Here is a 16,744-nt window from a genome sequence, read left to right on the forward strand (position 1 = left end):
GCATGGTCGCTCGGGTGGTCGCCCGACGGCACTCGCCTCTGCTGTGTCGAACGAGGCCAGCTGTCCGTCTTTGATAGCTCGTCCCTGAGGCTGGTGGGCCGATACGTTGACCCATACCCCTGCTCAGTTGAGTTCTCTTCCGACGGCGACCAAGTCGCCATAGGTTCATGGGAGAAGGGGACGATCTTGGGAACCGACCAGATCGAAGCAATACCTCAAGAGGTCATTGCGATGGATCGCACAAGCCTCACACGAACTGCGCCGCCGCATTCGCCGACGCCCACGCCCACTGGAAGTTGAAGCCTCCCAGGTGACCGGTGACGTCGAGCACCTCGCCGATGAAGTACAGCCCCGGCGACTTCAGCGATTCCATCGTCTTGGAGGACACCTCCTTGGTGTCGACGCCGCCCAGCGTGACCTCCGCCGTGCGGTAGCCCTCGGTGCCCGCGGGCACGACCTGCCACGCGGACAGGCGCTGGGCGATCTGCTCCAGCTCCGCGTGCGTGTACTGCTTGATCGGCTTGGACACGAACCACTGCTCGCCGATCAGCGTGGCCATCTTCTTCGTGAACAGCTCCGCCAGCAGCGTCTTGAGCTCCGCATTGGGCCGATCGTTGCGCTGCTGCGCGAGCCAGCCGGGCACGTCGAGGTCGGGCAGCAGGTTGATCTCCACCGCCTGACCCGGCAGCCAGTACGACGAGATCTGCAGGATCGCCGGCCCGCTGAGGCCGCGGTGCGTGAACAGGATGTTCTCGCGGAAGCTCTTGCCGTTGCAGCTGACCAGGCAATCGACCGAGGTGCCGCTGAGCTCGTTGCACAGGTCCTTGAGCTGGTCCGTGATCGTGAACGGCACCAGTCCGGCGCGCGTCGGCAGCAGCGTGTGGCCGAACTGCTTCGCGACCTGGTAGCCGAAGCCGGTCGCGCCCATCGTGGGGATCGACAGCCCGCCGGTGGCGATCACCAGCGACTGGCAGCGCATCGGTCCCGCGGTGGTCCCGAGCGCGTAGCCGCCTTCGGTCTTCTCGATGGTCTCGACGGTGGTATCCAGCATCGGCGTCACGCCGACCTCGGCGCATTCGGCGAGCAGCATGCGCAGGATGTCGATGGACTTGTTGTCGCAGAACAGCTGGCCGAGCTTCTTCTCGTGGTGCGGGATCTGATGCTTGTTGACCAGCGCGATGAAGTCCCACTGCGTGTAGCGCGCCAGCGCCGACTTGCAGAAGTGCTTGTTCTCCGAGAGGAAGTTGGCCGGCTCGGTGTACAGGTTGGTGAAGTTGCAGTTGCCGCCGCCCGACATGAGGATCTTCTTGCCGGCCTTGTTGGCGTGATCCACCAGCAGCACGCGGCGGCCACGCTGGCCCGCCAGCGCGGCGCACATCAGCCCCGCGGCGCCCGCGCCAATGATCACGACATCGGTGTCCTGCACGTCCACAACTGCTTCCCTTCGACCCTGAACAACCTGCTTGAACCCGCTTCGCGCCGAGCGGAACGCTGCGGGCGATGGGCGCGGGACTTTAACGCAAACGCTCGCGCGGGCCTTGCGGGCCTCGCGGTCGACGGCTAGACTCGCGCCCTCCTTTCTGACTGCTGCTGCAGAAAAGGTCCTCAGCCGCGGCTTCTCGCCGGCGGCTGTCCCTTTTCGCCTGGGCTTCCAGGCCTCGGGCGCCTTCCGGCCCCCGGAGAGCACAGCACCATGTCTCACTCCCTTCGACTCCAGCGAGCCTTCGCGCGCTCGCACATCGACCTGCGCTTCGAGGACGGCATCTACACCGTCCGCAACGACAGCGCACAAGCCACCATCCTGCTGCCGGCCGCGTTGCCGCTCGAGGAGAAGGCCGTCAAGCAACTGCTCGCCTTCGCCTCGGTGAAGACGCCCGGCGGCGATGCCGCCGTCTGCGCCGCGTGCGCGACGCCCGACTTCCACCCCGGGTCGATCGCGCCGGTCGGCGCCGTGGTCGCGACGCCGGAAGACGTCGTCATCCCCGCCGCCATCGGCACCGACATCAACTGCGGCATGCGGCTGGTGACGACCGGACTCTCGCTCGCGCAGGCGGCGCCGCAGCAGTCCGCGCTGATCGCGCGGTTGAAGGCGGTGCTGCTTCAGAACGCCCGCAACGTCCCGACGCCGACGCAGGCCTTCAAGGCGCTGTTCGACGACGGGCCGTTGGCCTTCCTCGACCGCCTCGCTCCCGAGGGCCTGTGGGCCGGTGTCGACCGCGACCGGCTCGCCGCGGAGGTCGACCGTTGCGTCGGACTTGACCGGCTCGGCGGGCACTCGCGCCACGCGCCCCATGCGTTCGTCGATGGGCGCGATCGCTTCCGGGATCCTTGTCTCGGCACGCCAGGCGGCGGCAACCACTTCGTCGAGCTCCAGGTCGTCGAGCGCATCCTCGATCGGCACGCGGCGTATGAGCACGGTCTGCGCGCGGGCGACGTCGTCGTCATGATCCACAGCGGCTCGCGCGACATGGGCTTCCACGTCGGCGCCCGTTGGATGGATCGCGCTCGCGACGCGTGGCACGTCGGCGTGCGTCATCCGGAGAGCAAGCTCTATGCCCTCGAGGGCCCGCTGGCCGGCGAGTACCTCGAAGCCATGGGCGTCGCGGCCCGATACGCGTGGGCCAACCGGGTCGTGCTGGCGGAGATGGTGCGGCGGGAACTGGCCGATCTGTTCGGTGCGGACAGCTCGCGGCTGGTCGTGGACGTGCCCCACAACGTCGTGCTCGCCGAGCACGGCCTGAACATCCATCGCAAGGGATCGACGCCGGCGCACGAGGGGCAGCTCGCACTGATCCCGGGCTCGATGGGCGACGGCTCGTATGTCGCTCGTGGGCTCGGTCACCCGGACTGGCTCTGGTCGTGCAGCCACGGTGCAGGCCGACGCATGCGCCGTCAGGAGACGCGGCGTCTGCAGACCGTCGACCGCGGCGACGCGGACTGGCAATGCGTGACGCTGCGCGAGGAGCGCCGCATCGAAGAAGCGCCCGAGGCCTACAAGCCGATCGGGCCCGTCATCGATGCGCAGACGAGCGCGGGGCTCATCGAAGGCGTCGCGAAGCTCAGGCCGTGGGTGACGTTCAAGGCGTGACGGACGATTAAGCAGGCGTGGGGCCTGGATGGCCTCGCGCCGGCGCCGCATTCCGCCGCATCGCGAAGCACTGCGTTGAATCAAGCCGCTTGGCGCCGCACGCTGCCCCGCACCGCGATCGCGGCCAGCACCGCCGGTACCGCCAGCAGCGCGAGGATCCCCGCGAAGCTCCACCCCAGTCCCAGCAGCACGCCGCCGACCATCGATCCCAGGATGCTGCCGAAGCGACCCACGCCGAGCATCCAGCTCACGCCGGTCGCGCGCGCCATCGTCGGATAGCACGACGGCGCGTAGGCGTTGAGCCCCGTCTGCGCGCCGCTCATGCAGAAGCCCACCAGCGCGGACAGCAGCCCCAGGCCGTTCACGCCGGCGCCCATCGCCGCCAGCAGCAGCACGCTCAGCGCGCCGCCGGCGTAGGCGACGCTGATCACCCGCGTCGGTCCCACCCGGTCCATCAGCCAGCCGACCACGACGCCGCCCGCCGTGCCACCGATCTGGAACATCGCCGTCACCATCGCCGCCTGCGAGATGCTCAACCCCTGTTCCTTGAACAGCGTCGGCAGCCAGCCGGTCAGCAGGTAGATCACGAGCAGGCCCATGAAGTAGGTGGTCCACAGCGCCAACGTCTGACGTCCGTAGCCCGCGGAGAAGAGCAGCCGCACCGGCGTGCGGGCCGCCACCTCGGGCTCCTTGGAGACGAATTGCGTGTGCGCCGCGAAGCGCTCGCCGCAGACGCGGCCGAGCGTCGCCGCGATGCGCGCGCCCGCGACGCCGCGCACCGCCATGAATCGGCACGACTCCGGCAGCCAGGCCATCAGCAGCGGCACCAGCACGAGCGGCAGCGCGCCGCCGACGGCCAGCACCGAGCGCCATCCCCAGTGCGGGATCATCCCGGCCGCCACGAAGCCGACCAGCGCCGAGCCCAGGTTGAAGCCGGTGAACATCAGCGTCACCATCAGCGAGCGGGAACGCTCCGGCACGTACTCCGACAGCAGCGTCGTCGTGTTGGGCATCGCCGCGCCCAGGCCGATGCCGGTGAGGAAGCGCAGCACGACCAGCTCCGTCAACCCCTGCGCGCGGGAGGCCAGCAGCGTGAAGATCGCGAAGACCAGCACCGAGATCACCAGCACCTTCTTGCGGCCGATCCGATCGGAGGTCGGCCCGGCGAAGAGCGCGCCGAACACCAGACCGATCGGCGCGGCGCTCATCACCATGCCGAAGGCGGCTTTCGAGATGCCCCACTCCTGCAGGATCGAGGGCGCCAGGAAGCCCATGATCGCCACGTCCATGCCGTCCGCCGCCACCACCAGGAAGCACAGGGCCAGCGTCAGCCACTGGCGCGAGGACATCCCGCGTCCATCGATGAACGCGCGAACGTCCACTGTCGAAGTCGTATTCACCACGTGTCTCCCATCGACCTCAGAAGGCGTGGCGGATGCCCATGCCCAGCCCCGTCTGCGAGCCGCCCGCCGCCGGCGTGCTGCCCGCCGCCGCGGCCGCGTTGCTGACGCCCAGCGCGAGCGTGCCGTCGTTGTCGATGCGGCCCGCCGTCGCGTAGACCGACGTGCGCTTGGACAGGAAGTAGGTGCCGCGCACGGCCCACAAGGTCGCCTCGTTGGCGCTGTTCTTGTAGTCCAGCTTGAACACCTGCGCGTCGAGTCCCCAGCTCGGGGTCAGTGACCAGGTCGCGCCGGCGTACCAGAGGTTGCTCTTCGGCGTCGTGGCGCTGGCGTCGTTGCGGCGGGCGATCAGCCCCGCCGCGAGCCTCCAGTCGCCGGTCTTGAACCAGCCCGCCACCGTGCTGCGGCGGTCCTTCATCGCGCTGCTCGTCAGACCCGCGAAGGCGCCGGCGCCGCCGCGGATCTCGTCGATCGCGGCTGAGGCGCCCCACACCGTCGTGTCGTACTTGACCATGGCCGACCACTGCCGGCAGGCGTTCTTGTCGGCGGCGTTCTCGCCGGCGCAGTTGGTGCCCGACGGGCTCGGACCTGCGTTGACCGCGTCGCGGCCGGGGCTCCAGGTCGCGCCGACGGTGAAGCCGCTGAACTGGCCGCGATAGGCGATCGCGTTGTCCACGCGCGCATTCGGCAGGTAGCTGTCCAGCGAGCCGGAGCCGAACATCGCCGGGCCGAGGATGTCCGCATCGGTCTGCGACCAGAACAGCATCGAGTACTGGCGCCCGAGGCTGATCGTTCCCCAGCCGCCTTGCAAGCCGACGTAGGCCTGACGGCCCCATGCGCGCCCGCCCTGGTTGAGCGTGCCGCTGTCGGCGCCGATGCCCATCTCCAGCGTGAACACGGCCTTGAGCCCGTCGCCAAGATCCTCGGTGCCGCGGAATCCCAGTCGGGACGGTGCATAGCCGCCGCTCAGGCCCGGCATGCGCGTGAGGCTGGCGCCACTGGCGCCGACCTTGTTCAGGTACTCGACCGGCACGTCGAGCAGTCCGTAGATCTGCACGTTGGTCGAGCTCTGCGACTGCGCCTGGACCGGCGCGTGCGCCAGGCCGCACAGCGCGCCCGCGGTCATCAGGGTCGCCGCGGAAAGTGTTCTTGTTGTCTTCACGATGTCTCCTCGTCTCTTTGGTTGGGGGAAGTGGATGCGACCGAATAGAGGACCCGTGCGTTGCGGGTCGCCTGGAACGCGTCGAGCGTCTCGCCGCGCATCGCGGCGTAGATGTGCAGGTTGGAGACGCCGATCACGGCGCCCAGCTTTTCGAGCAGGAAGAAGATGACGCCGTGCCGGATCAGCCCGATCCAGTCACGGCGGCGCACGAGGTCGCGTTCCTCGTTGCTGAGCGCGGCGCGCTCGAACGCCGCCTCCTCGTCGGCGAGGAAGTCGCGGCGCACGGCGGGGTCGACCAGCGCATGCAGGAAGCGGTTGAGGCGGTAGGCCTTGACGCTGCGTTCGAGCGTGAACGGATAGGTGCCGGGCAGGGCGCCGACGCCGTCGAGCTGACGCGCCATGTGCGCGCGATGCCGATCGAGCGTCGCCTCGGGCAGCGCCTGCCGGGCCTGTTGCGCCGGCTCGAAGATCGCCGTCGCGATGCCGGTCATCGACGGCAGCGTGTATGCGCGATGCAGGCAGGTCACCTGCGCGGCGAGCGCGCCGCGCATCACCAGCCACATGATCACTTCCGAGCCCTCGAAGCCGCCCAGCGTTGCGTACTCGGCGTGGGTCATGTCGTCGAGCGCCTCGGGGTCCTGTTCGAGCAGGTCCAGGAACCGGGCGTCCCACGCGGGGTTGTTGAAGCCCGCGCGCTCGCCGTGCACCTGGTGCGACAGGCCGCCGGTCGCGACGATCGCGACGCGCAAGTCCTCGGGGTAGCTCTCGATCGCGCGGCGCAACGCCTGGCCGAGCCGGTAGCAGCGTCGCGCGCTCGGAATCGGAAACTGCAGCACGCCCATCTGCAGCGGCACCAGCTTCACCGGCCACGCCGGCTCGTGCGGGCACATCACCGACAGCGGAGAGAAGCAACCGTGGTCGAGCGCCTTGTCCTGGAAGAAGGACATGTCGAACTCATCCGCCATCAGCGACTGGCCGATGTGCGCCGCCAGTCCGGGATGCCCGTCCACCGGCGGCAGGTCCCGCGCGCCGCCGCCCTCGTCGGCCACGGCCCAGCGCTCTCCGACCCCCAGCGAGAACGCCGAGTAATGGTCGAAGAAGAACGAGGTGACATGGTCGTTGTAGACCATCAGCAGCACGTCGGGTTTGCGCGCCGCGAGCCAGTCCTGGACCGGCGCGAAGGCGTCGAAGATCGGCGCCCAGGCCGGGTCGGAGCGCTTGTCGCGGTCGAACGCGAAACCGATCGTCGGGGTGTGGGAGGCGGCGACGCCGCCGATGATCCGGGCCATGGAACTTCCGAGCGGGGACGTGGCGCGCGACCGGACGGTCAGAGGGGCGCAGCCGCGTAGGGATTGAAGAACTCGCTGCCGGCCCAGTCGGGGACCTGCGAGGTGTAGAGCGCCGGACCCTTGGTGTAGTTCCCGGCCTGCGTCGCGTCGGCGCCGCTGTTGAGCTTGGCCAGCGCGGGGTACGGGTACACGGGGCGCGACGCGGTCACGGCGCCGGCGGCGTCGGTGCGGTTCGTCGTGATGCCGTCGGGGGCGGTGCCCTTCTCGACCCAGTTCACCGCGGCGGTGACCAGGTCCATCTTGTCGTGGCCTTCGCCGTTGCCGCAGTGCGCAACACCTGGCACCAGGTACATGCGCATGAACGCGTCCATCGTCGACTGGCCGAGCACTTTCTGCATCGCCTCGTAGTACGCGATCGTGCCGAGGGGCGAGATGTGCTGATCCGCCCAGCCGTGCCACAGGATCAGCTTGCCGCCGGCGGCCTTGAACGCGGTGAGGTCCGGGTTGGTCGCGTCGTTGAGCGGATGGCGGGGCCGCAGCTTGGCGTAGAAGGCCTCGCTGAAGTCGAGCTCGTCGATCGTCGGCGGCGTCGCGTCGGTGAAGATCACGGAACGGGCGCCGTTGACGAAGTTGTCGCTCCCGAGGCGCGTCGTCGGCGTGTCGTTGGCCGGCACGAAGACGCCGGACCAGTTCAGCTCCGAACCGTATTGCGAGGTTCCCACCAGCACGCGCCGGTTGGTCGAGGCGTCGCGCGGTCCGGCGTAGAACTTGCGGGCCGACGCCACTTCGGTCGCGGTCAGGCAGGCGCTGGTGTCGGTCGCGCCGTCCGCGCACTGGAGGGCCGCCGGGTCATAGCTGCACAGGCGCGGATCGCTCAGCAGGCCGTCGGTCTGCCCGTCCTGTGCGTCGCAGGCGGCGACGACCGCCTTGTGCAGCACCGCCGCCTTGGCCGGGTACATCACGATGTTGCCGGTGGTCAGGCCGTTGTCGCGGTTGGCCCGAGATCCCCAGCCGTGCAGCAGCGAGTTCTGCGTCTGGAACAGGAAGGCCGGCGCGCCGACGACGATGCCGTTGTAGTCCGTCGGATAACGCTGCGCGGCCATCAGCCCTTCGCGCCCGCCGTCGGAGCAGCCCACGAAGTAGGCGTACTTCTGCGCCTGGCCGTAGAAGGCCAGGGTCAGCTTCTTCGCGGCGAGATTGGTGATGTGGACGGCGCGGTAGGCGAAGTCCACGCGGCGCTGCGCATCCAGCGACCAGGTGGCTTCGGCGTTCGTATGGCCCATGTTGGTCGAGGCGAGCACGAAGCCGCCCGACTGCACCAGCGGGCAGCCGTAGGCCTGGCCGGGATCGACCGCCGCGCTGATCGAGCCGCAGAGGCCGCCGCAGCCGATGTCCAGCGTGCGCTGCGTCCAGGTCTCCAACGGCAGCCGCACGCGGAAGCCGACGGCCGGCGCGAGCGTGCCCTCGACGGTACAGAACTTCGTGTCCTTGCCGTTGATCGCGATGCTGCCTTCCGTCGCGGAGGTGATGGTGCTGCCGACGCCGCCGATGTCGACGAGGTTGGTCGAACTCAGGCTGGCGCAGGTGGCGGTCGGCTTGACGACGGCCAGCTCGACCGACGCCGGCGGCGTGGTCGTGTCCGCGGGCGAGGCCTCGCTGCCGTTGCAGCCGCCTAGCCCGCCAAGGGTCGCGGCGAGCATCAGCCCGAGCGCCCTGGTGATAACCCTAGGTTGTGTCACGCTTGTCTCCTGTCGTTGCTGTGGGGAAGGGGATGGGTTCCCTGTCTCAGCGCGCGCATCGCCGCTTTGTTGCGGCTTCATCGGTGTTCTCGGCCATCGGTCTTGATCCGGATCAAGTCGATGCGGGGCGGAGTCTAGGAATCGCTGCCGACATCTGGCAGATGCCGCGAAGCGCGGCGCGATAACCCACCGTTATCATCCCGGCGCATGAAGCTCACGAACTTGCGGGCGCTCGTCGCCGCGGTGGAGGAAGGCAGCCTGCGATCGGCGGCGCGTCGCGTCGGGGTGTCGCAGCCGGCGCTGACGAAGATGGTCCGGGAGCTCGAACGCGAGCTGGAGACGACGCTGCTGCTGCGCTCGACGACTGGCGTGCTGGCGACGGCGCAGGGCATGGTCCTGTACGAGCGCGCGCTGGCCGCGGACCGCGAGCTCTCCCATGCCCGCGATCAGATCCAGCAGCTGAGCGGCCGCATGACGGGTTCGCTGACCATCGGCGCGGTGCCGCTGGCGGTGATGCTGCTGGTGCCGGAGGCGCTGCGCACCTTCGGCGCCGAGTTCCCCGACATCCAGCTGCGCATCGTGGAGGAGCTCTACATCGCGCAGCTCACGCGCGTGCGCAAGGGCGAGGTGGACATCGCGCTCGGCCCCTTGCCCGATCAGCTGCCGCGCGGCGAATGCACGGTCGAATCGCTGATGCCGATCGACATGGTGGTCGTGGTGCGCAAGGGCAATGCGCTGGCGCGATCGAAGCAGCTCGCCGACCTGGCCGAAGCGCGCTGGGTCTACACCGGTGCGACCGAAGCGACAGGGCTGGCGCGCACGCTCTTCGAGACCCACGGCCTGCCGCCGCCGCCCGCCGGGGCGGTGGTCAATTCGACGCTGGGGCTGCTGTCCGTGATCGCGAGCGGCAACTGCGTCGGCCTGCTGCCGCGGCAGATCGCGGCGCATCCGTTCGCCGCGCAGTTCCTGCAGGTGGTGCCCGTGAAGGAAGCGCCGCTGCGCCTGACGCTCGGCGCGATGGCGCGCAACGATGCGGCGGTGAAGCCGGCGGTGCGGCACTTCATGGCGCACCTGCACCGCGCGGCCTACGTCATCACGCACGGTCGCGCTTGAGTACTTCCACCGCCGCTGGCCCTCACCCCCACCCTCTCCCGCAAGCGGGAGAGGGAGTCCGACCGGCGCCACTCGCAGCGACGGCTCCTCTTTCCCCCTCTCCCGCTTGCGGGAGAGGGCAGGGGTGAGGGTTGCGGTCGTGGCAGTGAGGTACTACCGCCATGCCGGAACTGAATAGCAGCTAGTCCAGGCCATAACTTGGACGACGTGGCGCGGCTCTCCACAATGCACCGCAGTCGGCCCGGCAGGGCAACGCCATGCCGCGGTCGTTCCCAGCGAACCAGAGAGCCCCATGATCATCGACGTCCACGGTCACTACACCACCGCTCCCGCCGCGCTCGGCGCCTGGCGCGACCTGCAGATCGCCGGCCTGAAGGACCCGTCGCGGGCGCCGAAGGCCAGCGACCTGAAGATCTCCGACGACGAGCTGCGCGAGTCCATCGAGACCAACCAGCTCAAGAAGATGAAGGAGCGCGGCTCCGACCTGACGATCTTCAGCCCGCGCGCCAGCTTCATGGCGCATCACATCGGCGACTTCCAGACCTCCGCCACCTGGGCGGCGATCTGCAACGAGCTCTGCGCGCGCGTCGCCGAGCTCTTCCCTGAGCACTTCGTCGGCGCGGCGATGCTGCCGCAGAGCCCCGGCGTCGATCCGGCGAGCTGCATCCCGGAACTCGAGAAGTGCGTCAAGGACTACGGCTTCGTCGGCATCAACCTGAACCCCGATCCGTCCGGCGGCCATTGGACGAGCCCGCCGCTGACCGACCGCCACTGGTACCCGCTCTACGAGAAGATGGTCGAGCTGGACATCCCCGCGATGGTCCACGTCAGCACCAGCTGCAACGCGTGTTTCCACACCACCGGCGCGCATTACCTGAACGCGGACACGACGGCCTTCATGCAGTGCCTGACCGGCGACCTGTTCAAGGACTTCCCGACGCTGAAGTTCCTGATCCCGCATGGCGGCGGCGCGGTGCCGTACCACTGGGGCCGCTTCCGCGGGCTGGCGCAGGAGCTCAAGAAGCCTTTGCTCGACGAGCATCTGCTGAACAACATCTTCTTCGACACCTGCGTCTATCACCAGCCGGGCATCGACCTGCTGACGACCGTGATCCCGGTGAAGAACGTGCTGTTCGCGTCCGAGATGATCGGCGCGGTGCGCGGCATCGATCCGGAGACCGGGCACTACTTCGACGACACCAAGCGCTACATCGCCGCCACGCCCCACCTCAACGACGAGGAGCGCCACCTCGTCTACGAGGGCAACGCGCGGCGCGTGTTCTCGCGGCTGGACGCGAGGTTGAAGGCGCAGGGCCGCTGAGCGTCGAGGCATGCGGCGGCGCGAAGCGCACAAGGATTCGCGCTGACGCCGCACGCCGGTGCTGCGACACTCCTGGGCACGCTTTCTGCTTCGTGCCCGGGATGAGCGCCACACCTGACGACACCACACCGCCGCCTTCCCCCGCGATCGCCGAGCCGCTCGCCGACCTGGCGATCCGCTCCCACACGGCCTTCGAGGACGCGCAGGCGATCTTCACCGGGACGCTGTTCGTGTCGCTGGCGCTGATCCTGTTCGCGCAGGTCGGGCTGCTGACCGGCGGCACCGCGGGCGCGGCCTTCGTGCTGCACTACGCGACCGGCGTCAGCCTGGGCAAGCTGTTCTTCCTGATCAACCTGCCGTTCTACTGGTTCGCGTGGACGCGCATGGGACGCGAATTCACGGTGAAGACCTTCATCTCGATCGCCTTGCTGTCGGTGCTGACCGAGTTCTCGCCCAAGCTCTTCGCCATCGACCGCATCCATCCGGCCTACGCCGCGATCCTCGGCGGGGCGCTGCTGGGCTCGGGCTGCCTGTTCCTGGCGCGGCATCGCGCCAGCCTCGGCGGCGCCACCATCGTGTCGCTCTACCTGCAGAAGGCCAAGGGCTGGCGCGCCGGCAAGGTGCAGATGGCGATGGACTGCGCGATCGTGCTGCTCGCGCTCACCGTCGTGGATCCGGCGCGGGTCGCGTACTCGGTGCTCGCCGCGGTGGTGATGAATCTCTTCATCGCCGTCAACCACAAGCCGGGACGCTACGCGGTGCTGTGACCGCGCGCCGCGACCGCGGCAGGTCCGGCGCGTGAGGCGCCGGGCCGCGCGCGGCGGTGCCCAGCCAGGGGTATCAACCTAGGGGTGCCAACCTAGGGGTTCCGGGAGGTCCTAGGGATGGGCCGCCGGCGAGGGTCTGCCTAGTCTGGCTCACGGCTTCTTCACGGCTCGATTCCGGGCGGTGGCCGCAATGCGAGATTCGCAGGAGGTGCCCATGCCCACACGTCAGCTGATGCTCACCCAGCTCAAGTGCGTCGACGACACCAGCGAGGGCGGCGACGACTCGCCCTATGTGCTGGTCTTCATGGCGCACCGCAACGTGCCTGGCGGCAAGCTGCACCGCGTGCGCGATTCCGATTGGGACGACGACTTCAATGTCGGCTCGGTCGACAACACGCGGCGCATCATCGACGAATCGGAAGCCGGCGGCGCCTTCGTCTTCGTGTTCATGCTCGAGGAGGACTGGGATGCGGACCTGGGCGGCGGCGGGGTGCTGCAGTTGATGATGCAGACCATCTGGAACAACTTCGGCCAGAGCGGCTGGAGCAATCTGACGCCGGCCCAATTGCGGTCGGTCGTCGGTCCCAAGCTGTCGAGCATCGTGTCCAGTTCCTTGTCCAACGACGAGTACCTCGGCTGGCACAGCTTCGTCGTGCCGACGGTGACGACGGAAACGCCGCTCACGCCGCTGAACTTCAGCGGCGACGGCGGCACCTACAAGCTCACGTTCACGGTGAGGATCAAGGGCGGATGACGCCGCTCGACACGCACCGTGAAGGGAACCGGTCTCCTGGGCCTCCCTAGCCCGGCGTCCCGGCCTGCCGGCGGCGGAACTCCGCGGTCGGCAGGCCGCCGACGCCCCAGTTGTCGAGCTCGACCTCGTCGATGACGACGAAGGTCATGTGATGGGGCTTGCCCATCACCTCGAACAGCAGATCGCTGACACCCTGGATCAGGGCCGCCTTCTGCTCGGGCGTGGTGGCGCTGGCGCCGGGGGCGGTGCCCTCGCGGGTCACCTTGATGTTGACGTAGGGCATGGTGGCTCCTTGGTCTGCCGAAGCGGGTTCGGCTCGTGGGGATCGGTCGGGGACGGGAGAGGCTCAGCGGCCGGCGTGCTGGCCGCCGTCGACGTTGAGCAGCTCGCCGGTGACGAAGCCGGCGCGCTCCAGATACAGCACCGCGTCGACGATGTCGCTGATCTCGCCCATGCGGCCCATCGGGTGCAGCGCGGCCAGGAAGTCGTGCGTCTCCGGCGCGTGCATCGGCGTCTTGATCACGCCGGGACGGACCGCGTTCACGCGGACGCCGGTCTTGGCGTATTCGATCGCCAGCGAACGCGTCACCGCATCCAGCCCGCCCTTGGTCAGGCCGGCCAGGCCGGTAGGCACCGCGGCGATCGGCTGGTCGACCAGCGTGGTCGTGATCGTCACGACGTGGCCGCTCTTCTGCTGCAGCATCTGCGGCAGCGCCAGCTGCGTGACGTGGAAGAAGCCCGCGACGTTGACGGCGATCGCGTCCTGGAAGTCCTGCGGCGTGTACTCGACGAACGGCTTGGCGATGAAGACGCCGGCGTTGTTGATCAGCGTGTCGATGCGGCCGAAGCGGTCGAGCGCGGTCTGCACGACGCGTTGCGCGACGAGGCGGTCGCCGATGTGGCCGGGCACGGCGACCACGCCGGCGTCGTCGCCCTGCTGGATGTGGCGCGAGTTGGCGACGACGGCGTAGCCCTGTGCGCGATAGGCGGCGACGAGCGCGGCGCCGATGCCTTGCGAGGCGCCGGTGACGATGGCGACCTTCTGTGCGGTGGTGCTGGAAACGGTGGACATGGAAAGGCTCCTGTTCATGCGGGATCCGGAGGATCCGGGTGGGTCGGGACGCCGTGGCGGTCGGAGATCGTTCGGCGTTGGACAGAAGGTTAGGAGCCGGGCCTTCCGCGCGGTAGCCGCTATCCTGTCTCAATGGCTGATCAAAAACGCACAGGGATCCGTGGGGGCGTCGATTGGGAGGACCTGCGGGTGTTCCTCGCGCTGGGCCGCCACGGCAGCCTGTCGGCGGCGGCGCGGGCGCTGACGGTCAATCACGCGACGATCTCGCGGCGCATCCAGGCGCTGGAGGACAGCCTCGGCGAGAAGCTCGTCGATCGCCGGCCCGACGGCTACGTGCTGACGGCGGCGGGACGGCGCGCGTTGGCGGCGGCGAGCGACATGGAGTCCGCGGCCCAGTCGCTCGCGCGCGAAGGCGGTGGCGGAAACGGAGGCGACGGCGCGGTGCGCGGACTGGTGCGGGTGAACGCGCCGCCGGCGCTGTCGCAGGGTTTCCTGATCGACCGGCTGGCGCGGCTCGCGGTGCTGCATCCAGGGCTGGATGTCGATCTCGCGACGGACCTGCGGGCGGTGAGCCTCGACCGGCACCAGGCGGACATCGCGGTGCGCCTCACGCGGCCGCGCGACGGCGACTTCATCGCGAAGCCGCTGGGCACGATGGGCTTCGGCTTCTACGGCACGCCGTCGGTCTGCGAGCCGGCGGAGGCCGGCGCGGCGCCGGTGTTCGTCGGCTTCGACGAGGAGAACGCCGACATGCCCGACGCGACCTGGCTGGCGCAGCGCTTCCCGCGCGCGCGGGTGGCGTTCCGCGCCAACAACCACATGTCGCAGGCCATCGCGGCAAGGACCGGCGCGGGCCTGGCGGTGCTGCCGCATTACATCGGGCGGCAGGTGCCCGGGCTGCGTGCGTGCGCGCTGGCACCGGTGCGCGATCCGCGGGAGATGTGGCTGCTGATCCGCGGGCAGGACCGGAAGGACCGGGCGATCCGCACGGTGGCAGATCACCTGCAACAGGTGTTCGAAGAAGAGAAGGCGCTGTTTCTGCCGTGATGCCTTGGTGATCCCGTGATGCGGTGAACCGCCGCGATTCGCGGATCCTCAGGTCGAAGCGAGCGCCTGGAGATTCAACAGCCGGCGCACGCTGTCCTCGTCCTCGCGCGTCGCCGGCTGGTAGACCACCATGCCGAGGTCGGGCCGCTGATCGACGGAGAACGCCGAGTACTCGAAGGCGATCAGCCCGACGGTCGGATGCCGCAGCCGCTTCACTCCCTCGCCGAAGGCCTTCACGTCGTGCTCGCGCCAGAACTTCTCGAACTCGGGACTGCGCGCGCTGACTTCGCGCACCAGGGCCTCGACCCTGGCCGTGTCGCCGACTCGCGCGGAGTCCGCGCGGAACGCCGCCACCACGAAACGCGCGACGCTTTCCCAATCGTCCTGCGCCGCCCGCACGCGCGGGTTGCAGAAGATCAGCTTCACGATGTTGCGCTGCTCCGGCGGCAGCGTGCTGTAGTCGGTGAGCACGGCGCTTGCCGCGCGATTCCAACCGACGACGTCCCACAGCGGCGTCTTCACGATCGCCGGGCTCAGCGTGAGCGCGTCCAGCACGCGCTGCAGCCGCGGCGTGACGCCGGCGGCTTCCGGGGCGCGGATCTCGGGCGCGCGTCCGAAGGCGAGCAGGAAGAGATGCTCGCGCTCGACGTCCGTCAGCAGCAGCGCGGTGGCGATGCGCTCGAGCACGACCTCCGACGGCGCACCGCCACGTCCCTGCTCCAACCACGTGTACCAGGTCGGGCTCACGTGGGCGCGTTGGGCCACCTCCTCGCGGCGCAGGCCCGGCGTGCGCCGACGCGTCATCGGCAGGCCGAGCGCGGCGGGGTCGAGTCGCTCGCGGCGATCGCGCAGGTAGGCGCCGAGCGGGTTGTCCTTCGGCGCGTGCATGTGGATCTGCGCGGCAGCTTCGGGCAACGCGATGGGCATGTCCGCGCGAGGCCCGGAAGGCTCGGGGGACTCGGGACGAAACACGGAGGGAAGGGGAAAGACGCTGTTCATCCTGTTAGCCGCCATACCTGGATAAGGTCACTACTACACCGGGATGGATTCTGCGTCGACGATGCGTGGCATCAACTTTCGAGGGTTTCTCTCATGCGCGTTTTCGTCACTGGAGCCACGGGCTTCGTCGGGTCGGCGGTGGTCGATGAATTGATCGAGGCCGGCCATCAGGTGCTCGGGCTGGCGCGGTCGGAGGCGTCCGCGGAGGCGCTGGTCCGAGCCGGCGCCGACGTGCATCGCGGCACGATCGACGATCTGGACAGCCTGCGCTCGGGCGCGGCGTCGACCGACGCGGTCATCCACACCGCGTTCGACCACGACTTCTCCCGCTTCGCCGAGAACTGCCGGCGCGACAGCGTCGCCATCGAGGCGCTCGGCGAGGCACTGGTCGGATCGCAGCGTCCGCTGCTGGTGACGTCGGGGCTGGCGATGGCGGTGTCGGGGCGACTGGGTCACGAAGGGGATCCGTGCCTGCCCGTGTCCGACGGCTACCCGCGCGCGTCCGAGCCGACCGCCCTGGCGCTCGCGGCGCGCGGCGTCAACGCCGCCACGGTGCGTCTCTCGCCGACGGTGCACGGCGCGGGCGATCACGGCTTCGTGCCGATCCTCATCGACCTCGCGCGGCGCACGGGCCGGTCGGCCTACATCGGCGATGGCCAGAACGCGTGGAGCGCCGTGCATCGCCGCGATGCGGCGGTGGTGTTCCGGCGCGCGATCGAAGCGCCCCGCGCAGGCGCGCGCTGGCATGCGATCGCGGAGGAGCGGCTCGCATTCAAGGACATCGCGACCGCGATCGGCGGGCGTCTGGGCGTGCCGGTGGTGAGCCTCTCGCAGGACGAGGCCCAGGCGCACTTCGGTTGGTTCACGAAGTTCGCCGGGCTGAACCTCGCGGCGACCAGCACCGCCACGCGCGAGGTGCTCGGCTGGGCGCCGAAGCATCCGACGCTGGCGCAGGATCTCGACGATGCGGGCTACTTCGACGTGAAGGTGTGA

At 69.2% G+C, this 16,744-nt stretch carries 15 protein-coding genes; 7 read left to right on the forward strand and 8 right to left on the reverse strand.

The window, feature by feature from the left end; genetic code table 11:
- Nucleotides 1-247 precede the first annotated feature (247 nt).
- Nucleotides 248-1,426, reverse strand: coding sequence for a BaiN/RdsA family NAD(P)/FAD-dependent oxidoreductase (locus AC07PR_RS28640; RefSeq protein WP_495137281.1), 1,179 nt, complete (start codon nt 1,424-1,426; stop codon nt 248-250).
- 267 nt (nt 1,427-1,693) lie between these two features.
- On the opposite strand from AC07PR_RS28640, the gene AC07PR_RS28645 reads away from it, so the two are divergent.
- Nucleotides 1,694-3,088, forward strand: a complete 1,395-nt coding sequence (locus tag AC07PR_RS28645) for an RtcB family protein (RefSeq protein ID WP_495137282.1) — start codon at nt 1,694-1,696, stop codon at nt 3,086-3,088.
- A gap of 80 nt (nt 3,089-3,168) precedes the next feature.
- On the opposite strand, the gene AC07PR_RS28650 is transcribed toward AC07PR_RS28645, so the two are convergent.
- Genes AC07PR_RS28650 through AC07PR_RS28665 form a run of 4 tightly spaced genes read right to left on the reverse strand, consistent with a single transcriptional unit; the run spans nt 3,169 to nt 8,639 of the window.
- Nucleotides 3,169-4,488 (reverse strand): MFS transporter, encoded by a 1,320-nt coding sequence (locus AC07PR_RS28650; protein WP_495137283.1) that lies wholly within the window; start codon nt 4,486-4,488, stop codon nt 3,169-3,171.
- Nucleotides 4,489-4,507: 19 nt separating this feature from the next.
- Entirely contained in the window at nt 4,508-5,614 is a 1,107-nt protein-coding gene (locus AC07PR_RS28655; RefSeq protein ID WP_495137339.1) for a porin, read from the reverse strand.
- A gap of 32 nt (nt 5,615-5,646) precedes the next feature.
- A complete protein-coding gene (locus AC07PR_RS28660) occupies nt 5,647-6,939 on the reverse strand; it encodes a gallate dioxygenase (RefSeq protein WP_495137284.1) in 1,293 nt (430 codons plus the stop codon).
- 38 nt (nt 6,940-6,977) lie between these two features.
- Complete coding sequence (locus AC07PR_RS28665) at nt 6,978-8,639, reverse strand: tannase/feruloyl esterase family alpha/beta hydrolase (protein ID WP_495137285.1); 1,662 nt, start codon at nt 8,637-8,639, stop codon at nt 6,978-6,980.
- 246 nt (nt 8,640-8,885) lie between these two features.
- Here AC07PR_RS28665 and AC07PR_RS28670 point away from each other — a divergent pair, with 246 nt between their 5' ends.
- The 4 genes from AC07PR_RS28670 to AC07PR_RS28685 all read left to right on the forward strand — a co-directional run bounded on the left by AC07PR_RS28670 (nt 8,886) and on the right by AC07PR_RS28685 (nt 12,633).
- Nucleotides 8,886-9,791 (forward strand): LysR family transcriptional regulator, encoded by a 906-nt coding sequence (locus AC07PR_RS28670; protein ID WP_431101604.1) that lies wholly within the window; start codon nt 8,886-8,888, stop codon nt 9,789-9,791.
- A 292-nt stretch (nt 9,792-10,083) separates the two neighbouring features.
- Nucleotides 10,084-11,112, forward strand: a complete 1,029-nt coding sequence (locus AC07PR_RS28675) for an amidohydrolase family protein (RefSeq protein WP_495137286.1) — start codon at nt 10,084-10,086, stop codon at nt 11,110-11,112.
- A gap of 101 nt (nt 11,113-11,213) precedes the next feature.
- Nucleotides 11,214-11,879, forward strand: coding sequence for a YitT family protein (locus tag AC07PR_RS28680; RefSeq protein WP_495137287.1), 666 nt, complete (start codon nt 11,214-11,216; stop codon nt 11,877-11,879).
- Between the two features lie 214 nt (nt 11,880-12,093).
- Nucleotides 12,094-12,633, forward strand: coding sequence for a hypothetical protein (locus AC07PR_RS28685; protein ID WP_377157765.1), 540 nt, complete (start codon nt 12,094-12,096; stop codon nt 12,631-12,633).
- Between the two features lie 46 nt (nt 12,634-12,679).
- Here the strand turns inward: AC07PR_RS28685 and AC07PR_RS28690 are convergent, their stop codons facing one another.
- Complete coding sequence (locus AC07PR_RS28690; protein ID WP_377157763.1) at nt 12,680-12,916, reverse strand: tautomerase family protein; 237 nt, start codon at nt 12,914-12,916, stop codon at nt 12,680-12,682.
- Between the two features lie 63 nt (nt 12,917-12,979).
- Complete coding sequence (locus AC07PR_RS28695) at nt 12,980-13,705, reverse strand: SDR family NAD(P)-dependent oxidoreductase (RefSeq protein ID WP_377157762.1); 726 nt, start codon at nt 13,703-13,705, stop codon at nt 12,980-12,982.
- Between the two features lie 132 nt (nt 13,706-13,837).
- On the opposite strand from AC07PR_RS28695, the gene AC07PR_RS28700 reads away from it, so the two are divergent.
- Nucleotides 13,838-14,752 (forward strand): LysR family transcriptional regulator, encoded by a 915-nt coding sequence (locus tag AC07PR_RS28700; RefSeq protein ID WP_495137288.1) that lies wholly within the window; start codon nt 13,838-13,840, stop codon nt 14,750-14,752.
- A gap of 48 nt (nt 14,753-14,800) precedes the next feature.
- Here the strand turns inward: AC07PR_RS28700 and AC07PR_RS28705 are convergent, their stop codons facing one another.
- Nucleotides 14,801-15,640 carry a helix-turn-helix transcriptional regulator gene (locus AC07PR_RS28705; RefSeq protein WP_495137340.1) on the reverse strand — a complete coding sequence of 280 codons (840 nt, stop codon included), beginning with the start codon at nt 15,638-15,640 and terminating at the stop codon, nt 14,801-14,803.
- A gap of 204 nt (nt 15,641-15,844) precedes the next feature.
- On the opposite strand from AC07PR_RS28705, the gene AC07PR_RS28710 reads away from it, so the two are divergent.
- Nucleotides 15,845-16,744 (forward strand): SDR family oxidoreductase, encoded by a 900-nt coding sequence (locus AC07PR_RS28710; protein WP_495137289.1) that lies wholly within the window; start codon nt 15,845-15,847, stop codon nt 16,742-16,744.

It is taken from the genome of Roseateles sp. GW821-FHT09H11 (genome assembly GCF_059415845.1).

Coding starts and splice junctions, on each gene's coding strand:
- AC07PR_RS28700 (WP_495137288.1), top strand. CDS start 13,838: ATGGCTGATCAAAAACGCACAGGGATCCGTGGGGGCGTCGATTGGGAG.
- AC07PR_RS28690 (WP_377157763.1), bottom strand. CDS start 12,916: ATGCCCTACGTCAACATCAAGGTGACCCGCGAGGGCACCGCCCCCGGC.
- AC07PR_RS28655 (WP_495137339.1), bottom strand. CDS start 5,614: ATGACCGCGGGCGCGCTGTGCGGCCTGGCGCACGCGCCGGTCCAGGCG.
- AC07PR_RS28660 (WP_495137284.1), bottom strand. CDS start 6,939: ATGGCCCGGATCATCGGCGGCGTCGCCGCCTCCCACACCCCGACGATC.
- AC07PR_RS28680 (WP_495137287.1), top strand. CDS start 11,214: ATGAGCGCCACACCTGACGACACCACACCGCCGCCTTCCCCCGCGATC.
- AC07PR_RS28675 (WP_495137286.1), top strand. CDS start 10,084: ATGATCATCGACGTCCACGGTCACTACACCACCGCTCCCGCCGCGCTC.
- AC07PR_RS28710 (WP_495137289.1), top strand. CDS start 15,845: ATGCGCGTTTTCGTCACTGGAGCCACGGGCTTCGTCGGGTCGGCGGTG.
- AC07PR_RS28685 (WP_377157765.1), top strand. CDS start 12,094: ATGCCCACACGTCAGCTGATGCTCACCCAGCTCAAGTGCGTCGACGAC.
- AC07PR_RS28705 (WP_495137340.1), bottom strand. CDS start 15,640: ATGCACGCGCCGAAGGACAACCCGCTCGGCGCCTACCTGCGCGATCGC.
- AC07PR_RS28695 (WP_377157762.1), bottom strand. CDS start 13,705: ATGTCCACCGTTTCCAGCACCACCGCACAGAAGGTCGCCATCGTCACC.
- AC07PR_RS28645 (WP_495137282.1), top strand. CDS start 1,694: ATGTCTCACTCCCTTCGACTCCAGCGAGCCTTCGCGCGCTCGCACATC.
- AC07PR_RS28670 (WP_431101604.1), top strand. CDS start 8,886: ATGAAGCTCACGAACTTGCGGGCGCTCGTCGCCGCGGTGGAGGAAGGC.
- AC07PR_RS28665 (WP_495137285.1), bottom strand. CDS start 8,639: ATGCTCGCCGCGACCCTTGGCGGGCTAGGCGGCTGCAACGGCAGCGAG.